Source organism: Phytoamicus setariae (assembly GCF_016722925.1).
In the GTDB taxonomy this organism is placed as follows: domain Bacteria; phylum Pseudomonadota; class Alphaproteobacteria; order Rhizobiales; family Rhizobiaceae; genus Rhizobium_E; species Rhizobium_E setariae.
The window spans coordinates 253,602-272,143 of the sequence record NZ_JAEQNC010000007.1 but is presented as its reverse complement, the minus strand read 5'-3'; the positions used below and the strand labels follow the sequence as shown (position 1 = coordinate 272,143).

Below are 18,542 nucleotides of genomic sequence, written 5' to 3'. Positions count from 1 at the left end.
GATGAATGCTTCCGCACCCGTCCTGGAGCTCAAGGACATCAAGAAGAATTTCGACGCCGTCGTGGCGATCGAGAACTTCTCGCTCGAGATCTATCCCGGCGAGATCGTGGCGCTGGTCGGCGACAATGGCGCCGGCAAATCGACGCTGATCAAGATCATCTCCGGCGTCTATGCGCCGTCGTCGGGCACGATCACCATCGAAGGCGACACGGTTGCCATGTCGAGCGCGACGATGGCGCGCTCGCACGGCATTGAAGTCGTGTACCAGGATCTGGCGCTGGCCGACCAGCAGACGGTCTACATGAACATGTTCCTCGGTCGCGAGCTGACCAACGGCATCGGCTTGCTCGACCGCAAGACAATGATCGCCGAGACCGAAAAGCTGGTACAGGAACTCGACGTCCGCATCCCGTCCGCCCATGCGACGATCAAGGATCTTTCGGGCGGCCAGCGGCAGGGCGTGGCGATTGCGCGCGCCACCCGATGGGCAAAAAAACTGATCCTGCTCGATGAGCCGACAGCGGCGCTGGGCGTGGCCGAGACAGCCAAGGTCGAGGCGATCGTGCAATCGCTGAAATCGCGCAATATCGGCGTGCTGATCATCAGCCACAGCCTCGATCAGGTGTTCAAGCTGTCTGACCGCATCTGCGTGCTGCGCCGGGGAAAGCAGATCGGCATCCGCAAGACATCGGAGACCGACAAGAACGAGATCGTTTCAATGATCACGGGCGTGCAATAGTCGCGCAGCGACGACTGCTTTTCAATCGGGCGTACAATGCATTCGGGACCGCATCTACATGCGGTCCCGTTTTTTCGTTGTCTGGTATCAGACCTTGGCGATTGCGGTCATCTCGACGCGCAGGTTGCTGTTGGCGAGACGTGCCTCGACGCAGGCGCGAGCCGCCGGATTGGCCGGGTCGATCCATTTGTCGTAGACCGCGTTCATTGCGTCGAAATCGCTGATCGCCGGCAGGAAGACGTTGACGGCCAGAAGGTTCGACTTGTTGGTGCCGGCCTGCGCCAGCAAGCCATCGATCTTTGCCAGGACCTCTGCCGTCTGGATTTCGAGCGACGCGTTTTCACTATCGGCGACCTGTCCGGCGATGTAGACGGTGCCGTTGTGGACTACGGCTTGGCTCATGCGGGAGCCGACCTCGAAGCGCTTGATCATGGTGGATTTACCTTTCGATTGTCATGAAGTTGTTATTAGCGGCCCATGTAGAGGCGGCGGCCGATCTGGTCGGCAAGCGTCATCCACCGGCGGGCGACCTCGCGGGGGCGACCGCGCGATGCATCAAGGGCTTCGGCCTGCAAAGCCTCCAGTCGATCCTCGGAGAGCGTCGCATTGGCATCGATTTCCTCGGCGATCGCGACATAGCGATCTGCTGCCTTGCGACCGCCCAGCATGGGAGCGACGTCGTCCTCGATGAAGCGATCCCAGGTCAGGGTCGGGTCATAGGAGAAGCGGGCAAAGGCCAGATAGCTGAGTTCGACATTGGCATGATAGGGCGAGGGTTCGCCCCAGACCGTCAGACCCTGCATGCCAACTTCGTGGCTCTTCTGTGCCATCGAGGCGAATGTCTTGGCGTTGAGCGCGTAGCGTTCTGTGCGTTCGTCGCCGTTCCATTGGCAGGCAAACTGGCAGCGCAGCACGTTGGGCTGGGTGGGCAGCGCCTCGACGTAATCGCGCTTCAGCTTGTCCTTCAGCACCCCCCAATAGGTCTTGTTGGCCGTGTGCTGGTAGATGGCGCCCTCGGGCATGGCGTGCAGCGAGTTGTGGGCGACCGGATCGAGAAGATTGTCCCACTGCAGTTCACAATAGGTCCAGAGATCCTTGCGCTTGGCGTTGGCGGCGGCAAACAGGCGGGGGAAGTTGTCCATCATGTCGGCATGCGACCAGGATTCATCGGTGTCGCCCGCACGGCGCGAAGAGTCCTCGCGATCATTGCGGCGCGACGAGCAGCGCGCGCAGCCACAGACGCCGTAGTCGCCGCTTTCGATGTTGATGCCGCCGATTTCGAACGTTTCGGCCAGCCACGAAACCGCTTCTTCCATCCAGTCCATGGTCTCAGGCGCGGATGGGCAGGCGGTCATGGTGTAGTCGCTGCGCGGGAAGTTCAGCGGGAAGGCGAGGTCCTCAAGCTGGAAGCCGACGCCCTTTTCCAGCGTGGCGGCATATTGCGGATACTTCTTCAGCCATGTCGAGAGATTATAGGGATGGTCTCCCTCCCAGTAGACGCCGCCATAGGCGCCGATCGCCACGCCGGGAACGATGCGGACGCCGCGCGCGTTGGCGTAGCGGCACAACTCCTGCGCCGTCTCGATGCCGCCATGGGTGTCGCGCAGGAATCCATAGATGACGACGGCGGGGACGCGGTTGATGCTGCACCAGTCCACGAGCCGCTTGTAGTCGGCCAGGAAGCCGGACGGCGGCTTTTGGAACGGGTTGAACACACCGATTTCCTGCTGGCCGATCTGCGACAGTTCCCAGTTGGTGGAATGGTCCCAGGTCCAGAATGTGCGGTAGGCGAGGCCTGGTGCCGCCTCGATCGGGGCGCTGCCGGCATTCAGCAGGCCGCTGTTGGCGCCGCCGCGGCGGATGAGTTCCTCCACGCCGTAGATGACACCGGAGAACGGTCCGCCGGCGACGGTGATGATGGGCGCGCCATTGCTACCCGAGGCGGTGGAAATCCTGAAAGCGCCTTCGGCCAGACCTGCATCTCCGGTCAGCCGGATGATCGGCTGGGCGGCATCTTCGTTTGGCGCGCGGTCACGCCATTGCAGGCCGCTGAAGGTGTCCTTCAGCCTGTTTGCAGCATGCGGAAAGGCCTGGCCGCCCTCGATAAGAACCTGTCCGGAAATGGCAATGTTATCGTTTTGAACCATGCTTTCTGCTCCCTCAAAAAAACGAATACAGTGTGTGTCGGGGATCGGCGCGCGACTACAGCGCCGAGCCTTGTTTGGCGTGTTGCGGTGCACAGACCTCGCCCGTGCGATTGGATTTCAGGCAGGCATCGACGAGACACATTGTGTCCAGCGAGTCCGGGATTGCGGTCAGCAGCCGGTCATCTTCGCCTGCTTCGAACCGCTGCAGGTTGGCCATGACAGCGGCAAAGGAATCCGGCATGCGCTCACCCTGAAGCGGCACCGTCTGCCAGCCGGTTCCCTCGGTGATCATCTCCAGCCGCTCCGGTGCGCCGTCGGGATAATTGATGAGATAGCCGAGGCCGATGATGGCCGCCCCCTTGGTGCCTTCGATGCGAATGGTCGCGTCTTCGCGGTCCGGTCCCCATTTGTGGGTGTGATTGAGACTCAGGCAGCATCGCGTCCTGTCGCCATAGTCCATGACGATGCTGCTGCGCGCATCGGCCAGATTGGGGTGATCGGGATGGCCGACGGATTTCGCATACACCTTCTTGGGCATGCCGAGCGTGGCCCGGATCCAGTCGAGATAGTGGATGGAATGCAACGGTATTTCCACCGCGTCGAGTTCGGTGAGAAACGGCCATGTCTCCCACGGCGTTCGGCAGGCGAGCCGCACTTCCAGTTCGACGATCTCACCGAAAATGCCGCGCGCGATGGCGTCTTCCGCCGCCAGCATTGCCGGCGTGAACCGGAGCTGGAAATTCGTGGCCGCAGTAATGCGCCGCTGCTTCAGGATGGCCGCAAGCTCGGCGGCATTGGCGGCATCGACGCCGAGCGGCTTCTGGATCAGCGCGGTCGATCCCTCAGGCAATTTGGTGAGGATGGGGCCCAGCGCCTGCGGTGGCAGCGCGACATCGAAAATCACATCGCCGGGCGCCGAAAGCGCCTCTTGGAGGCTCTCATAGACCTTTGCTACCTCGAATTCCGCCGCGACGGTTTTTGCCCGCGCGACGTCCAGATCATAAAGGCCGGCGACCGGAAGACCCCATTTCCGGTACGCCGGCAAGTGGGCGCCCTTGACGATACCGCCGGCGCCGATGATGACGATGGATTTCGGCGCACTGGGCATCGGCCAGATTTGCCTGAGATTTTGAAACAATGTCATTGCTGCACAATTCCTGCTTCGAGCGCGGCTTGCCGCGCCTCTTCAACGAGGTCGGCGGTGGGGATATCGGTGCCAGCGGCGCGGTTCATCAGCGTGTTGATGATCGGCCCAAGGGCGGCAAAACCGGGGCCTGAAGGCGGCATGCGGGCGGTGCGGTAAATCGCCTCCATCGCGCCATAAAAGGGAATTTCCGCCAGCACCTGGCTGTCGCTCCAGGTTGAGCGCCGCGCGCCGATACCGCCTTCGAGCGCTGTTATCCGATCCAACTCGGCGCTTGCGGCATGGCGAAGAAACTCGTAGGCGAGTTCGGGTTCGCTGGAGCCGGCGCCGATCCCCAGCACCCAGTAGACCAGAAGCGAGGTGGGCCGCTCCGGCGTGGCGCCGGGCAAGGGCGCGACGCCGATATTGCCGCGTACGCCTTCGGTGCCGAACAATTGCGCAAAGGCAGCACAGCTGAACCAGTTGATCATCATGGCCGCTTCGCCACGGGCAAAAACGTTTCCGGCCGTGACGCTCGTGGTGGATGCGAACTCCGGGTGCACGAGGCCCGGCTCGCGCAGCATGGACCTGTAGAACTCCACGGCGTCACGCGCCGCGTCGGACGACAGGGCGGGTTTGCCTGAACCGTCGAACAGTTCGCCGCCACGTGCCCAGAGCAGGGCGCAGAAGTCGTAGACCGTGTTGTGGCCATCCGGATAAGCCGAAACAATCGTGCCATAGCGGCCTGCCGAGGGTTCGGAGAGGAAGCTCGCGACTTCCTTGAATGTGTTCCAATCGGCGGGAATTTCGAGCGGCCGGCCATATGTTTGCCGGTAAGCCGCCTGTAGCCCAGGATCCTCCATCAGGTCGCGGCGATAGATCAGGCATTGCGGGCCGACGTGATAGGGCAGGCCGAAAACCTGTTCACCTGATGTCTGGGCTTCGAGCAGGGCAGGCGACCAGCCTTCGGGGTAGGATGAAACGGGATTGGCACCCATCATCGATGAAAGATCGAGCAAATGATGGCCGCTGACCGCCGCGTCGAGCCAGTCGGTACAGATAAAGCCGATGTCCCATTTCCCTGATTTCAGGCCCTGGCGTTCGAAGAGTTCCGTGGGGAGGTCATCGACCTCGAACCGCTGCCATTCCAGCCTGACATCGTGTCCGGATGCGATGCGCCAGGCCTCGAACTGCCGGGAAATCGAGCGCTCGAACCCGTCGAAACTGCGCAGAGCAATTTTAAGGACTTTCTGCGTCACGGTCAGTCTACTCGGAAAGCGGAAACTGCGGCGCTTGCAGGGTTCCGCCAATTTCGCGCGACAGTGCTAAGGCACCTTCAAACAGCTGCTGGGTGGCCTGTTCGATCCCGACCTTGTTCTGCACCCAGATCAGGAATGGCATCGTCAACGCGCAATGCGCCACGCCATTGTTGTCGACGATAGGAAAGCTGACATCGGTGATGCCGCGCAGGGTTTCGCCGGACACCATTTCGTAGCCCTTGTCTCGCACCTGTTCGATCCGCTCCACGAGCGCACTCACCTTGCTGTCTGACGCATCCAGCCCAGGCATCAGGTTGGCAAGCAGGTTTTGCCGCATGCCATCGGATTGGAACGCCAGCAACGTACGGCCGGACGCCGTTTGTAGGACCGGGCTCTGCGCGCCAAGCCGCACCCTGAAACCGATAGGGGCAGGGTTGTCCGCGACCGCGATGACACGGATCATCGCGCCGTCGAGAATGCTCAGGATGATCGCCTGGTCCACTCCATCTGCGAGTTGCTGCATGATCGGCCGGGCCGCATCCATCACTCGCCGCAACGGCGGGTGATTGCAGGCGAGGTCGAACAGTTTCATCGTTAGCTTGAAGGTGTCGTTCGGTGGCTGGCGCGCCACATAGCCACGGCGTTCGAGCGAGATGATGACGCGGTACACTTCCTGCACGGACCGGCCGAGGCTCTGGGCGATCTGGCTGAGTGTGAGGCTCTCGGAATAGCCGGACAGCAGCTCCAGGATATCCAGCCCCTTTTCGAGCGCAGGCGCCCGGTAGGCCGCCTGACTGGCGAGGCTTTCCGGCTTTTCGGTCGCGGTTTCCCGCTTCGCGTCTTTCATTTCGAACTGTCCTCCACTCCCGGAATGTCGCAAGCTAGCCCATTCTCAAGAGAATTCCTGATTGACAATCTGAACGCATGCGTATCATGTGTCAACATTGTTTATCGTATATAAAACGTGTTTCGAGGGACGGGATGTTGGCTGGTGAATGGCCCGAATTCCTGCTCGATCTATCGTTCAAGTCGCGGTCTTTCTGGTTGGCGTCGCCCAGACAGGCCGTATGGAATGTGCCCCGACGAACGCAAGACGGACTTCACACGTGACAAAAACTATTGGTTTTACCGACATCGATTTCGACCGGAATGGCAAGCAGGTCGGGTTTCTCAACCTACCTTCCTCCGTGCATGATGACGCATGGGGCGTGATCCGCGTTCCGTTGACGGTGATCAAGAACGGGCAGGGTCCGACGGTCATCCTGCAGGGTGGCAACCACGGCGATGAATATGAAGGGCCGATCGTGCTCGGCGAAATCATCCGGGATCTCGACCCCGCCAAAGTGTCCGGGCGGCTGATCATCGTGCCGGCCATCAATCTGCCGGCTGTAGTGGCTGCGCGTCGGGTGTCGCCGGTCGATGGCCTGAACTTCAACCGCACATTTCCGGGCGACCCGCTGGGCTCGCCCACCCAGCAACTTTCTTCCTACGTGAATGACGTGCTGTTTCCGCTGGCGGATGCGTTCGTCGACCTGCATTCAGGCGGCTCGTCGCTGTCGATCATCCCCAGCGCGATCATCGAGCCCGCAGAGGATGCGGAACTCGCACGCAAGAACCGCGCAGCGGTGGCGGCATTCGGCGCGCCGATGACTGTGGTCATCGCCAATCTCGGCGATCCTCGCACGTCCACGTCTTCGGCCTGCAGGGCTGGCCTGATCACCGTCGGTACGGAAATGGCTGGCAGAGGTACGGTGTCGCCTGAGGCGGTGAAAGTGTGCCGTCGTGGCGTCCACAACGTGCTGCATCATCTTGGCGTGGTCGAGAGCGCCGATCCGGCTTCGGTTCCCACGGACCTTTCGCCGGCCTATGAGATCGCCGGTCATCGCGCCTATGTACTTGCCACGGATGCGGGCGTTTTCGAGCCCTATCATGAACTCGGCACCGAAGTGAAAGCTGGACAACCGGCCGGGCGCATTCATTTCCTCAATAATCCGGCGCGGGCACCCGAAGTGGTCCATTATGGGTTGGACGGGGTCGTCTATGCGCTCCGGCATCCGGGCCACGTTATCTCCGGTAGCTGCTGTGCTGTCATCGTTTCCGCTTGCAAGGATTTTGCCGCATGATCACGCTCTCCGATATCCAGGACGCTGCTGAGCGCATCGCGCCTTATATCCGCCGCACGCCGCTGATGGAAGCGGTCGCCACAGGCAGCAAACCGACCGAGGCGCAGCTGTTTCTCAAGCTCGAATGCCTGCAGGCGACGGGCTCGTTCAAGGCGCGTGGTGCGACCAACAAGCTGCTGACGACATCGGCTGAAGCGCTTTCCGCCGGCGTGGTGACGGCGTCAGGCGGCAATCACGGGCTGGCCACGGCGCGCGCAGCCCAGATGGCCGGTGTTACCGCCACCATTTTTGTGCCGACCAATGTCGCACCACTGAAGGTCGAGAAGCTGAAGCGGCTCGGGGCGAATGTGCATATTGTCGGCTCGATCTGGAATGAGACCAACGAACATGCGTTGGATTTTGCCGATACGACCGGGGCAGCCTATTTTCATCCGTTCGCCGATCCGGCTGTGTTGGCCGGGCAGGGTACGCTGGCGCTCGAACTGCTCGCGGAAAACCCTGATCTCGACACCGTGCTGATTGCCATCGGCGGCGGCGGCTTGATCACCGGCATGTCGGTGGCACTCAAGGCGCTCAAGCCGTCGATCAGGATCATCGGTATCGAGCCCGTCGGTTGCCCGACCTTCCATGCATCGATGGCCGCCGGCAAGGTCGTTCGTTTGCCCGAAGTGACGACGCGCGTGGCGACAATGGCCTGTGGGGAAACCGACCGCGGCGTCTTTGAGCTTTCCCGGCATGCGATCGACGAGATCGTACTCGTCGAGGACGATGAGATGGTGGAAGCGGCGCAATGGCTGTGGTTCGAATTCGGGCTGGCAGCCGATCTCAGCGGTGCTGCAGCAGTCGCTGCCATGCGCCAGGAACGGATCACGTTCAATGCCGACCAGCAGGTCTGCGCGCTGGTCTGTGGTGCCGGCACCGAAGGCCTTGCGGGGTGAATGCGGAAATGGACAACGCGCTCTATTCCGGCCCGATCATCGATGCCCACCATCATCTGTGGGATTTCGATCAGGGCAAGCATCCCTGGCTCGCCGGTCCGCAGGGCGACGAACTCCAGCCGCTTCGCCATGCTTTCCTGCCTGCCGACTACCTCACGGTAGCGTCCGGCTCCAACGTCGTTGCGACTGTCCATATCGAGGCCGGCTGGGATCCGGTCGATCCGGTCAGCGAGACGGCATGGCTGGAGACCCTGGAAAAGCCGGGCGGCATCGCCTCGCGCTACGTGGCCCATGCGCCGCTCCACGATCCGCAGGCGCCGGAACTTCTGCAGCAGCATGCGGCGTACCAGCGGGTGACCGGTATCCGGGATATTCTCACCTGGCATCCCGATCCCGCCAAGCGCCGGGTTGCCGATGAGTTTCGCATGGAAGATCCGGTCTGGCGGCGAAACTTCGGCCTGCTTGCCAGGCATGGTATGAGTTTTGACCTGATGATCTCGCCGTGGCAGATGCAGGCAGCGCGCCGGCTGGCTGAGGACTTTCCCGAAATCACTATCGTGCTCAACCACTGCGGTAGCCCGATGGATAGGACGCCCGAAGGCATGGAGCGCTGGCGATCAGGGCTGCGCAATCTGGCGAAGACCAGCAATGTCCATATCAAGCTTTCCAATCCGACTGCCTATGACCCGGATTGGACTGCCGAGAGCCTGACCAATGTGCTGAAGCACGGCATCGATTGCTTCGGGCCGGAACGTGTGCTGTTTGCGACCGATTATCCGGTCCTGACTTTGCAGATCGGATTTGCCGCGTGGATTGACGTCTTCAAGACTGCCGTGCGCAGCTACAGTGCCGAGGAGCAGCGGCGCATGTTCCACGACAACGCCAATGCGGTTTATCGTATGGGTCTGCCCTTGAGATGAACCCGCTGCACCCGGCTTTGTAACAAAGCCTGGCAGCCATCCTGCATATCGCGAATCTGGGTGAGACACAGGGCGTACGGAACTTCCGTGCGCCCTTTGTCGTTGCGGTACGCAGGAGAGCGGTATTCAATGTGCTCCGCCGAAATTGTGGATTTGGCGCAATATGGCTTGTTTTTGTCGCAAAATAAGAACAAGAAGCTGGCGTTCATCCGGGGCATCGCGTGGCAGTATGTGACGTTCCGCGTCGCATGCTGATGAGGAGGATCCATGGTTTTCAGCCTGAAAGAGCGTATCGGTCGCAGATTCGATGAAGAAGTAAGGTTCTTCAAGGGGTGGCAGCGGGACAAAAAGGCGGTTGGCGCCATCATCCCAACCTCCAGCTTCACCGCCCGACGGATGGCGAGCGTCATCAATCCCGGCTCCGGTCTGCCGGTGCTGGAACTTGGTCCGGGGACAGGTGTGATTACCAAGGCCATACTTGGCCGGGGCATCAAACCCGAAAACATCGTTTCGGTGGAATATTCGAAGCAATTCTATGACGATCTGGTGGCGCGTTTTCCGGGCGTCGATTTCAGGAATGGCGATGCCTTCGATCTGGACGGCGCACTCGGTGAATGCCGCCATCGGCAGTTCGACAGCGTCATCTGCGCTGTTCCCATGCTGAGCTTTCCTATGGAGCGGCGCGTGGCGCTGCTGGAGGATCTGCTGGCGCGCATACCCGAAGGCCGGCCGGTCATCCAGATCACCTATGGGCCGATGTCACCTGTCGTTGCAATGCCTGACCGCTACAAGATCGCGCACTATGACTTCGTGGTCCGCAATATTCCGCCGGCCCAGCTCTGGGTGTACACCAAAACCTGCTGAGTACGGAGGCTTTCACCAGCGCTTGCCGCCGCGAGGTTGGCGCGAGGCGCTGGATGATTTGGGCAATGGATGGCCTGAGGAAACGGGCAGCTTCAGCGCATCGCTTCAAGGATCGCGATGATTTCCTTGTAGCCCTTCTGGCGTGCGTGCTGGAGAGCGGTGACGCCGTCATTGTCGGCGAGATCGACATCGGCGCCATTGTCGACCAGCAGCCGGACGATTTCGACATGAGGCGGTCCGCCGTCACCGAGAATGACCGCTTCGATCAGTGCGGTCCATCCGAGCCTGTTGACGTGGTCGATCTCGACGCCCGCCTCGATCAGGGTGCGAACGGTTTCCACGTGACCACGCTCGGCCGCCGGGATCAGCGCTGTGCCGCCGTAGCGGTTGGTGCTTTTGAGATCGGCGCCATGGGCAAGCGTCATGCGCAGAATTTCGAGATGACCTCGCGCGCCGGCATAAAGATACGGGCTGTCGTGGATGCTGTCCTTGGCGTTGACGTCGGCACCCGCTTCGATCAGCAGCCGGGCAGCATCGATCTGGTTGGCATGGGTGGCGGCAAGCAACGCGGTTCGCCCGTTTCCGTCGCGGCCGTCGATGGGCACCCGATCCGTGATCAGAGTCTGGATAATCTTGATATCGCCGCGCTCGGCAGCTGCAATCAACGTGTGTTCAGAGGCCATGGTCGCTCCTGTCGAAAGAAGTAGAAATAGCATCAAGGCGATGGATACCAAGGCGACTGGCAACGCTTTCGTAATACGGGGCAATGCAGACCTCCTCGATAGCTATGTCACTGCTTGGTGGGCCGCGCCGGTTTCCGGCTCAGGAGACGTGTGCATCGCCATGGCCTTGCCGTAGTTTGCCGGGTTCAGCCTGACATAGAGAACGAACATGACAGCAACGCAGGCGAGGTTCAGCATCCAGCCTGCCGCAAAGCTGCCGGTCATCCCATGCAACAGCGAGGATGCCAGCGGCGCAAGCGCTGCGATCAGGAAGCCGCCGCCTTGCATGAGGGCCGCAAGAGCCCCCGCCTGCCTTGCATCGGAAAGATGGTCGAGCGCCGTGACCAGCGAAAGCGCAAAAAAACCGCCAAGGCCCATCCCGCAGAGGGCAACCCAGAAAACCGGCGAGGCGCTCGGCAAGAACGCCAGCCCGAAGAAGCCGATTGCCTGCATACCCAGCACAACCCAGAGCCAGGGGCGCCGGTCGCGGCCGGTGCGCGCAGCCAGCGCCGGGATCGCCAGCGCGGCGATGGCCTGAAATATTGCCATGGCCGCAACGAGATTGCCACTGTCCGTCAGGCTCCAGCCCTGCGACTGATAGTAGGGTGCCAGCCATGCCACCATGGACGAATAGCCGCCATTGACCAGCCCGAAGCCGGCCATCAGCAACCAGGTTCGCGGCCGGCGCAGCAGCGTGCCAGTCAACGATGACTGGTGGGCGGAGGTTTGCACGTCGCCAAGCGTGCGACTGGCCAGCAGGAAGGCCACGGCGGCGGGTAGGCCGAGCCAGGCAAGCGCTGATTTCCAGTCTCCGTCCGCGCCCGCCAGGCGCGGTGCCAGTTGGGCGCCAAGCGCGCCGCCTGCCATGATCATGGCGGAGTAGAGGCCTGTGACCGCAGGCACCCGGTTAGGGAACCGGCCCTTGATGATGCCGGGGAACACCGCCTGGATGAAGGCCGCACCCAGCCCGCAGAGCGCCGCGGTGGCCAGTAGCAGGGATGCACTTGTGGCCACGGACCGCAAAGCCGACCCCACCAGCAGCAGCAGTAGTGCCATCAGCAGGCCGCGCCGGGTGCCTATCACGGACTGCAGTGAAGGGGCAGCGAGCGCGCCAAAACCCATCAGCAGCGTCGGCAACAGCGTCATCATCGCCATGGCGTCGTAGCTCATGCCTGTGTCGGCGCTTATGGCTGCGGATAGCGGGCCGGGCGCTGTCAGGAATGGCCTGAGATTGAGTGCCACCACGACGACGGTTGCGATGAACAGCCAGTGGCCGCCCGCCGGGGATGTTCGTTCTGACGATGGCTGCATGAGCGGAAACTCTCAGGAGGCGTTTTGGCTGCGGCCTTGCCAGAGCCGGTAGAGATGCTGCTCGCCCTGCGCCTCCGGGGAATGCGAAACTGCGAGCCGCGCGGGATCGAGCGGACCGGCAAGTTCGGCATAGATCTCCGCGGTCGACAGGCCATAGGGCTCGGCGTCGTCGTTGGAATAGGCAAACATCGCCTTTTTCACGCCGGACATCCGCATCGCAGCCAGACACATCGGGCAGGGTTGCCCGCTGGCATAGACGGCCGCGCCCTCGAGGTTGGGGGTGCCCAAGGTCGCGCCTGCCGCCCGCAAGGCCAGAAGTTCGGCATGGGCGGTTGGGTCGTTATCGGCCCACATGCGATTGACGCCGCGTCCGACGACCTTTCCATCCTTGACCACGACGGCGCCGAATGGCCGGCCGCCCTCGCGGACATTGTCGACAGCCAGCGCGACCGCTTCGGTCAGAAATTCTGCATCTGTCGTCATCGGGTGTCCTTCAATTTTCGTGGAAGGCTTACACCCTGGGTTTTGCATTTGGAAATTAAATGTAAGGATGATAACCAGTGTCTTTATGAATACATTGTTCGACTTGGACCTGCTCCATGCTTTCGTCGCCGTGGTCGATGCGCGCAACTTCACGGCGGCATCCCGCCACCTCAACCTGACACAATCGACGGTGAGCCAGAAAATCCTCAGGCTTGAGGAAACGGCGGGGCTGCGGCTGCTCGACCGGAGCAAACGCACAGTGCGGCCGACGGAGGCGGGCGAGCAATTGCTGGGATATGCAAGGCGAATGCTCAGTCTCAACGACGAGGCGGTTGCGACCCTTTCGAGAGTTTCGATGAACCGAACCTTGCGGCTTGGCCTGCCGGAAGATCTGGCGTCGGCTTTCCTGACACCGGTGTTGGCCGATTTCATCCGCAGCCACGACAAAGTCACGCTTGATGTGACAAGCGGTCTGAGCCAGGACCTGCGGCGCGGCTACGATGTCGGTGAGTTCGATCTGGTGGTGGTCAAGCAACGCAGTGGGGGCAAGGACGGCGTGACGCGCTGGCCCGACCCCCTCGGATGGCTTGACAGCGCCATGCATCCGGTGATCGAGGCGGATCCGCTACCACTTGTGGCCTTTCCGCCGCACGGGCTTTATCGCAGCGACATGACGCAGGCACTCGACGCCGCCGGGCGGCGCTGGAACATCGTCTATACGAGTTCCAGCCTTGCCAGCATCCAGAGCGCGATTGCTGATGGACTGGGAGTGGGCCTGCTGCCTTTGCGCGCGGCGCTACCCGTGCACCGGGTGCTCACGGAGGCGCAAGGGCTGCCCGAAATTCCGCCGATGGAGATTGCCATCCATCATCGGCAGGATGCATCGGCGCTGATCCTTGCGGTGGCTGCGGCTTTGGCAGATGCGATCGATCGTGGTGGTCACGGTGGAAATACCGGCAGCTGAAAAGCCGGTGTCGATATCGCACAGACCTGTCGCTATTTTCCCAATTTCGCGCTACCAATGAGCGAGTGCTGGTGCGTTCTGTCCGGGTGGCAGCATCCGGATTGCCGTGCGGGATGGCGAGGTCTTTTGCCAGCGCAAGTGAGGTCGTCCGATGAGCATGGATCTTGCCGCAATTTTCGATGCCGACCTCGGTGAGGATATCGGGGCGCTTCGCCAAACGGTTCGAAAATTCGCCGACGACAAGATCCAGCCGGTGGCAGCGGACATCGACCGCGATGACAGGTTTCCCCGCCATCTCTGGCCAGAGATGGGCGCGCTAGGGCTGCATGGCATCACGGTATCGGAAGCGTATGGCGGCGCAGCCATGGGGTATCTCGCCCATTGCGTGGCGATGGAGGAGGTGAGCCGCGCCTCCGCCTCGATCGGCCTCTCCTACGGCGCGCATTCCAATCTCTGCATCAACCAGATCCACCGCTGGGGTACCGACGCGCAGAAGGCGCGCTATTTGCCGAAACTGATCTCCGGCGAGCATGTCGGTTCGCTGGCGATGAGCGAAACGGAGGCCGGTTCGGATGTGGTTTCGATGCGGCTCAGGGCGGATCGACGCGGCGACCGCTACATGCTCAACGGATCGAAGATGTGGATCACCAATGGCCATGAGGCCGATACGCTCGTGGTCTATGCCAAGACGGATATGGCGGCAGGTGCGCGCGGCATCAGCGCGTTTCTGATCGAAAAGACCTTTCGGGGGTTCAGGCCCGCGCAAAAACTCGACAAGCTCGGCATGCGCGGCTCGCCCACATCGGAACTCGTCTTCGAGGATTGCGAGGTGCCGGAGGACAATGTTCTCGGCAAGCTCAATGACGGGGTGAGCGTGCTGATGAGCGGTCTGGATTATGAGCGGGCGGTGCTGGCGGCCGGACCGATCGGCATCATGCAGGCGGCTGTCGATCTCGTGCTGCCTTATAGCCGCGAGCGCCGTCAGTTCGGGCAGGCGATCGGCGAATTCCAGCTGGTGCAGGCCAAGATCGCCGATATGTACACGGCGATGAACGCCTCTCGGGCCTATGTCTATGCGGTTGCCAGAGCCTGCGACAACGGCCGTATCACACGCCAGGATGCGGCTGGCGCCATCCTGTTTGCCGCCGAGCGGGCCACGGCGGTGGCGCTCGATGCGATCCAGCTTCTGGGCGGCAGCGGCTACGTCAACGACAGTTCGGCGGGCCGGTTGCTCCGGGATGCCAAGCTCTATGAGATCGGGGCAGGCACCTCGGAGATCCGCCGCATGCTGATCGGCCGCGAACTGTTCAAGAGCAACGCTTGAGGGATGGCGCAATGAGACTGAAATCCTGCCTCTTGCGCAACGATCCGGTTTTTCAAGCCAACCGCGACTACATGTGCAGCCTAGTCGATGACCTGCGCGCAAAGGTTGGAGAGATCGCCATGGGGGGCGGGGAGAAAGCGCGGGCGCGGCATCTGTCGCGGGGAAAGCTGTTGCCGAGGGACCGGATCGATGGCCTGCTCGACCCCGGCACACCCTTTCTCGAGCTATCGCAGTTTGCGGCCTACAAGGTCTATGACGAGCCAGTTCCCGCCGCGGGCATTCTCACGGGTATTGGTCGGGTTTCCGGTCGCGAATGCGTCGTCGTCGTCAACGATGCGACGGTGAAGGGCGGCACCTACTATCCGCTGACGGTGAAGAAGCACCTGCGGGCGCAGGAGATTGCCCGCGAGAACCGTCTGCCCTGCATCTACTTGGTGGATTCCGGCGGCGCAAACCTGCCCAACCAGGACGAGGTGTTTCCCGATCGCGATCATTTCGGCCGTATCTTCTACAATCAGGCGACCATGTCGGCAGAGGGCATTCCGCAGATCGCCGTGGTGATGGGAAGCTGCACGGCGGGCGGCGCCTACGTGCCCGCAATGAGCGACCAGTCGATCATCGTGAAAAACCAGGGCACGATCTTCCTTGCCGGTCCGCCACTGGTGAAGGCTGCAACGGGCGAGGTTGTCACTGCGGAGGAACTGGGTGGTGCTGACGTCCATTCGCGCATTTCCGGCGTTACCGACCACTACGCCAATGACGACCGGCACGCACTGGCGATGGCGCGGAGCATCGTCGGCACGCTCAATTGCAAAAAGCGCGTCGATCTCGATATTCGTCCGCCTCAGGAGCCCTGTTATCCCGTGGAGGAATTGCATGGGATCGTCCCGTCCGATCCCCGCAAACCCTTCGACGTGCGCGAAGTAGTCGCCCGGATCGTCGACGCCAGCGCCTTCGACGAGTTCAAGGCACTCTACGGCACGACGCTGGTCTGCGGCTTTGCCCATATTTCAGGCTATCCCGTTGGCATCGTCGCCAACAATGGCATCCTGTTTTCGGAATCGGCGCTGAAGGGAGCGCATTTCGTCGAACTCTGCGCCCAGCGCGGCATTCCCCTTGTGTTCCTGCAAAACATCACCGGTTTCATGGTCGGCAAGAAATACGAGGCAGGCGGCATCGCCAAGGATGGGGCAAAGCTGGTGACTGCCGTTGCCTGCGCCAAGGTCCCGAAGTTTACCGTGGTGATCGGCGGCAGCTTCGGGGCCGGCAATTACGGCATGTGCGGCCGGGCATATTCGCCGAGATTCCTCTGGATGTGGCCGAATGCGCGCATTTCCGTCATGGGCGGCGAGCAGGCGGCCTCGGTGCTGGCTCAGGTGCGCCGAGACGGATTGGAAGCGCAGGGCAAGAGTTGGAGTGCAGACGAGGAAGAAGCCTTCAAGGCGCCGATCCGTGACAAATACGAAACCGAGGGCCATCCCTATTACGCCAGTGCCCGGCTCTGGGACGACGGTATCATCGATCCGGCCGATACGCGCATGGTGCTGGGGCTGGCCATTTCCGCCGCGTTGAACGCCCCCATCGAGCCGACCCGGTTCGGCATTTTCAGGATGTGAAATGGCGATGTTCTCAAAAATCCTGATCGCAAACCGGGGTGAAATCGCGGTCCGCGTCATCCGTACGGCCCAGCGGATGGGGGTTTCGACCGTCGCCATCTACTCCGAAGCAGACCGCGAGGCTTGGCACGCGGCCATGGCTGACGAGGCCTATGAAATCGGTCCGCCACCCGCTGCCCAGTCCTACTTGGATATCGCAAAGGTGATCGCGGTGGCGAAAGCCAGAGGCGCTGAGGCGATCCATCCGGGCTATGGGTTCCTTTCCGAAAACGCTGGTTTTGCTGCCGCCTGCGCCGAGGCCGGGATGGTATTCATTGGTCCGCCGCCATCGGCAATCCGGTCAATGGGGGGCAAGAGCGAAGCCAAGGCGCTTATGGCCGACGCCGGGGTGCCGGTCGTGCCCGGCTACCACGGCGAGGAACAAGCAGACGACCGGCTGAGCGAGGAGGCCGCCCAGATCGGCTATCCCGTGCTGATCAAGGCATCGGCTGGCGGCGGCGGCAAGGGCATGCGGGTTGCGGCGACGCCCGAAATGTTCCTGGAAGAACTGGAGGGTGCCAAGCGTGAAGCCCTGTCGTCGTTTGGTGATGCCAGGATGCTGCTGGAAAAGTACCTGCTGCGCCCGCGCCATGTCGAGGTCCAGGTCTTTGCCGACAGTCATGGCAATTGTTACTCGCTGTTCGAACGCGATTGCTCGATCCAGCGGCGTCACCAGAAGGTGATCGAGGAGGCGCCGGCCCCGGGGCTGTCCGATGAACTGCGCCGTAGGATGGGACAAACAGCCGTGGCTGCAGCCCTTGCCATCGGCTATGTAGGGGCGGGCACAGTCGAGTTCCTGCTCGATGGCAACGGCGATTTCTATTTCATGGAAATGAACACGCGCCTGCAGGTCGAGCATCCCGTGACCGAGTTTATCACTGGGCTCGATCTGGTCGAATGGCAGTTGCGCGTTGCTGCTGGCGAAGCACTGCCTGCGGGCTGGGCCAATCTCGACATCAACGGTCATGCGATCGAGGCGCGGCTTTATGCCGAGGATCCGGCCAACGGCTTTCTGCCGTCGACGGGACCGGTTTCACATCTGCGTCTGCCGGAAGCCGGTCCCAACCTCCGCATCGACAGCGGCATTCGCGAGGGAGACCAGATCACCGTCCATTATGACCCGATGATTGCAAAACTGGTTGTTTGGGATCTCGACCGGATATCTGCCGTCCGGCGACTCAGCAAAGCGTTGGCCGAGGTCGCGATCTGCGGTGTCGCCAACAATGCGGGCTTTCTGGAACGGCTGACAGCTCAACCAGAGTTTGCTGCCGCTGAGCTCGATACCGGTTTTATCGAACGCCACGAACGACTTCTGTTTCCGGTGGTGGAAGCGCCACAATGGCATTTGGTCGCCATGGCGGCACTTGGACTTCTGCTGTCGCGGCGGGCGGAGATGGCCGATACTGCCGCGAGATCAATCGATCCGTATAGCCCCTGGGCTGATATGAGCGCTTTCCGCCTGAACGCATCGAGGCGGGAAAGACTTGATTTTTCCATCGGCGGTCAACGTGCGGAACTGCAGGTGGTGCATGGATCGGGAGCCTACCTTCTAGAACTGGAAGGGAAAGTACAGACGGTGGAAGGGAAGCTTGAACCGGACGGCAGCTTGCACGCCACCTTCGAAGGTATCAGGAGAAAGGGCTTTTTCTTCAGGGACGGCAAGCACTTCGAGCTTGTTGTTGACGGATTGAATCACTGCGTTGCCGTCGTCGATAACCTGGATGTCGAAATCGATGAAGCGCATTCGGGCGGACTGGCTTCGCCCATGCCGGGGATCATTCGTGCTATACTCGCCAAGCCCGGCGAGGCAGTCGAAAAAGGGCGTCCACTTGTCGTCATGGAGGCGATGAAGATGGAGCACACTGTACGCGCGCCGTCCAAGGGCGTGGTCGCGAGTTTCAATTGCGCCATCGGCACCATGGTCGAGGCGGGCGCTTTGCTTGTCGTGTTCGAACCGGAGGCATGATCAT

The 18,542-nt window shown here is 61.6% G+C and carries 17 protein-coding genes; 9 read left to right on the top strand and 8 right to left on the bottom strand.

Annotation, left to right across the window (positions count from 1 at the left end):
• Position 1: 1 nt before the first annotated feature.
• Positions 2 to 739, top strand: coding sequence for an ATP-binding cassette domain-containing protein (locus tag JJB09_RS14850; protein ID WP_201659531.1), 738 nt, complete (start codon positions 2 to 4; stop codon positions 737 to 739).
• Between the two features lie 87 nt (positions 740 to 826).
• Here the strand turns inward: JJB09_RS14850 and JJB09_RS14845 are convergent, their stop codons facing one another.
• The 5 genes from JJB09_RS14845 to JJB09_RS14825 are packed head-to-tail and all read right to left on the bottom strand — an operon-like array spanning position 827 to position 6,115.
• On the bottom strand, positions 827 to 1,171 hold the full coding sequence (locus JJB09_RS14845) for a RidA family protein (protein WP_201659528.1): 345 nt from the start codon (positions 1,169 to 1,171) through the stop codon (positions 827 to 829).
• Between the two features lie 35 nt (positions 1,172 to 1,206).
• Positions 1,207 to 2,886, bottom strand: a complete 1,680-nt coding sequence (locus JJB09_RS14840) for a hypothetical protein (RefSeq protein ID WP_201659525.1) — start codon at positions 2,884 to 2,886, stop codon at positions 1,207 to 1,209.
• A gap of 55 nt (positions 2,887 to 2,941) precedes the next feature.
• Positions 2,942 to 4,030 carry a Gfo/Idh/MocA family protein gene (locus tag JJB09_RS14835; RefSeq protein ID WP_201659522.1) on the bottom strand — a complete coding sequence of 363 codons (1,089 nt, stop codon included), beginning with the start codon at positions 4,028 to 4,030 and terminating at the stop codon, positions 2,942 to 2,944.
• On the bottom strand, positions 4,027 to 5,268 hold the full coding sequence (locus JJB09_RS14830; protein WP_201659519.1) for an extracellular solute-binding protein: 1,242 nt from the start codon (positions 5,266 to 5,268) through the stop codon (positions 4,027 to 4,029). Before JJB09_RS14830 ends, JJB09_RS14835 begins: the two co-directional genes overlap by 4 nt.
• A 7-nt stretch (positions 5,269 to 5,275) precedes the next feature.
• Positions 5,276 to 6,115 (bottom strand): IclR family transcriptional regulator, encoded by an 840-nt coding sequence (locus tag JJB09_RS14825; protein WP_201659516.1) that lies wholly within the window; start codon positions 6,113 to 6,115, stop codon positions 5,276 to 5,278.
• A gap of 259 nt (positions 6,116 to 6,374) precedes the next feature.
• Between JJB09_RS14825 and JJB09_RS14820 the strand changes: the two genes are divergently transcribed.
• The 4 genes from JJB09_RS14820 to pmtA all read left to right on the top strand — a co-directional run bounded on the left by JJB09_RS14820 (position 6,375) and on the right by pmtA (position 10,113).
• Positions 6,375 to 7,391 (top strand): succinylglutamate desuccinylase/aspartoacylase family protein, encoded by a 1,017-nt coding sequence (locus tag JJB09_RS14820; RefSeq protein WP_343229031.1) that lies wholly within the window; start codon positions 6,375 to 6,377, stop codon positions 7,389 to 7,391.
• Positions 7,388 to 8,329: a threonine ammonia-lyase gene (locus JJB09_RS14815; RefSeq protein ID WP_201659513.1), complete on the top strand. Its 942-nt coding sequence runs from the start codon at positions 7,388 to 7,390 to the stop codon at positions 8,327 to 8,329. Before JJB09_RS14820 ends, JJB09_RS14815 begins: the two co-directional genes overlap by 4 nt.
• Before the next feature lie 8 nt (positions 8,330 to 8,337).
• Positions 8,338 to 9,249 carry an amidohydrolase family protein gene (locus JJB09_RS14810; RefSeq protein ID WP_201659510.1) on the top strand — a complete coding sequence of 304 codons (912 nt, stop codon included), beginning with the start codon at positions 8,338 to 8,340 and terminating at the stop codon, positions 9,247 to 9,249.
• 267 nt (positions 9,250 to 9,516) lie between these two features.
• Entirely contained in the window at positions 9,517 to 10,113 is a 597-nt protein-coding gene (pmtA, locus tag JJB09_RS14805) for a phospholipid N-methyltransferase PmtA (RefSeq protein WP_201659507.1), read from the top strand.
• A gap of 92 nt (positions 10,114 to 10,205) precedes the next feature.
• Here the strand turns inward: pmtA and JJB09_RS14800 are convergent, their stop codons facing one another.
• The 3 genes from JJB09_RS14800 to JJB09_RS14790 form a co-directional block, all read right to left on the bottom strand.
• The gene (locus JJB09_RS14800; protein ID WP_343229030.1) at positions 10,206 to 10,796 is read right to left on the bottom strand and encodes an ankyrin repeat domain-containing protein; all 591 of its coding nucleotides are present in this window, start codon (positions 10,794 to 10,796) and stop codon (positions 10,206 to 10,208) included.
• 102 nt (positions 10,797 to 10,898) lie between these two features.
• Positions 10,899 to 12,146 (bottom strand): cyanate transporter, encoded by a 1,248-nt coding sequence (locus tag JJB09_RS14795; protein WP_201659504.1) that lies wholly within the window; start codon positions 12,144 to 12,146, stop codon positions 10,899 to 10,901.
• Between the two features lie 12 nt (positions 12,147 to 12,158).
• The gene (locus JJB09_RS14790) at positions 12,159 to 12,629 is read right to left on the bottom strand and encodes a nucleoside deaminase (protein WP_201659501.1); all 471 of its coding nucleotides are present in this window, start codon (positions 12,627 to 12,629) and stop codon (positions 12,159 to 12,161) included.
• Between the two features lie 85 nt (positions 12,630 to 12,714).
• Here JJB09_RS14790 and JJB09_RS14785 point away from each other — a divergent pair, with 85 nt between their 5' ends.
• From JJB09_RS14785 to JJB09_RS14770, 4 genes are all read left to right on the top strand, one after another.
• The gene (locus tag JJB09_RS14785; protein WP_201659498.1) at positions 12,715 to 13,593 is read left to right on the top strand and encodes a LysR substrate-binding domain-containing protein; all 879 of its coding nucleotides are present in this window, start codon (positions 12,715 to 12,717) and stop codon (positions 13,591 to 13,593) included.
• Positions 13,594 to 13,744: 151 nt separating this feature from the next.
• Positions 13,745 to 14,917 (top strand): isovaleryl-CoA dehydrogenase, encoded by a 1,173-nt coding sequence (locus tag JJB09_RS14780; protein ID WP_281431833.1) that lies wholly within the window; start codon positions 13,745 to 13,747, stop codon positions 14,915 to 14,917.
• Between the two features lie 11 nt (positions 14,918 to 14,928).
• Complete coding sequence (locus JJB09_RS14775; protein WP_201659495.1) at positions 14,929 to 16,533, top strand: carboxyl transferase domain-containing protein; 1,605 nt, start codon at positions 14,929 to 14,931, stop codon at positions 16,531 to 16,533.
• A gap of 7 nt (positions 16,534 to 16,540) precedes the next feature.
• The gene (locus tag JJB09_RS14770; protein WP_201659694.1) at positions 16,541 to 18,538 is read left to right on the top strand and encodes an acetyl/propionyl/methylcrotonyl-CoA carboxylase subunit alpha; all 1,998 of its coding nucleotides are present in this window, start codon (positions 16,541 to 16,543) and stop codon (positions 18,536 to 18,538) included.
• The last annotated feature ends 4 nt before the right edge of the window (positions 18,539 to 18,542 follow it).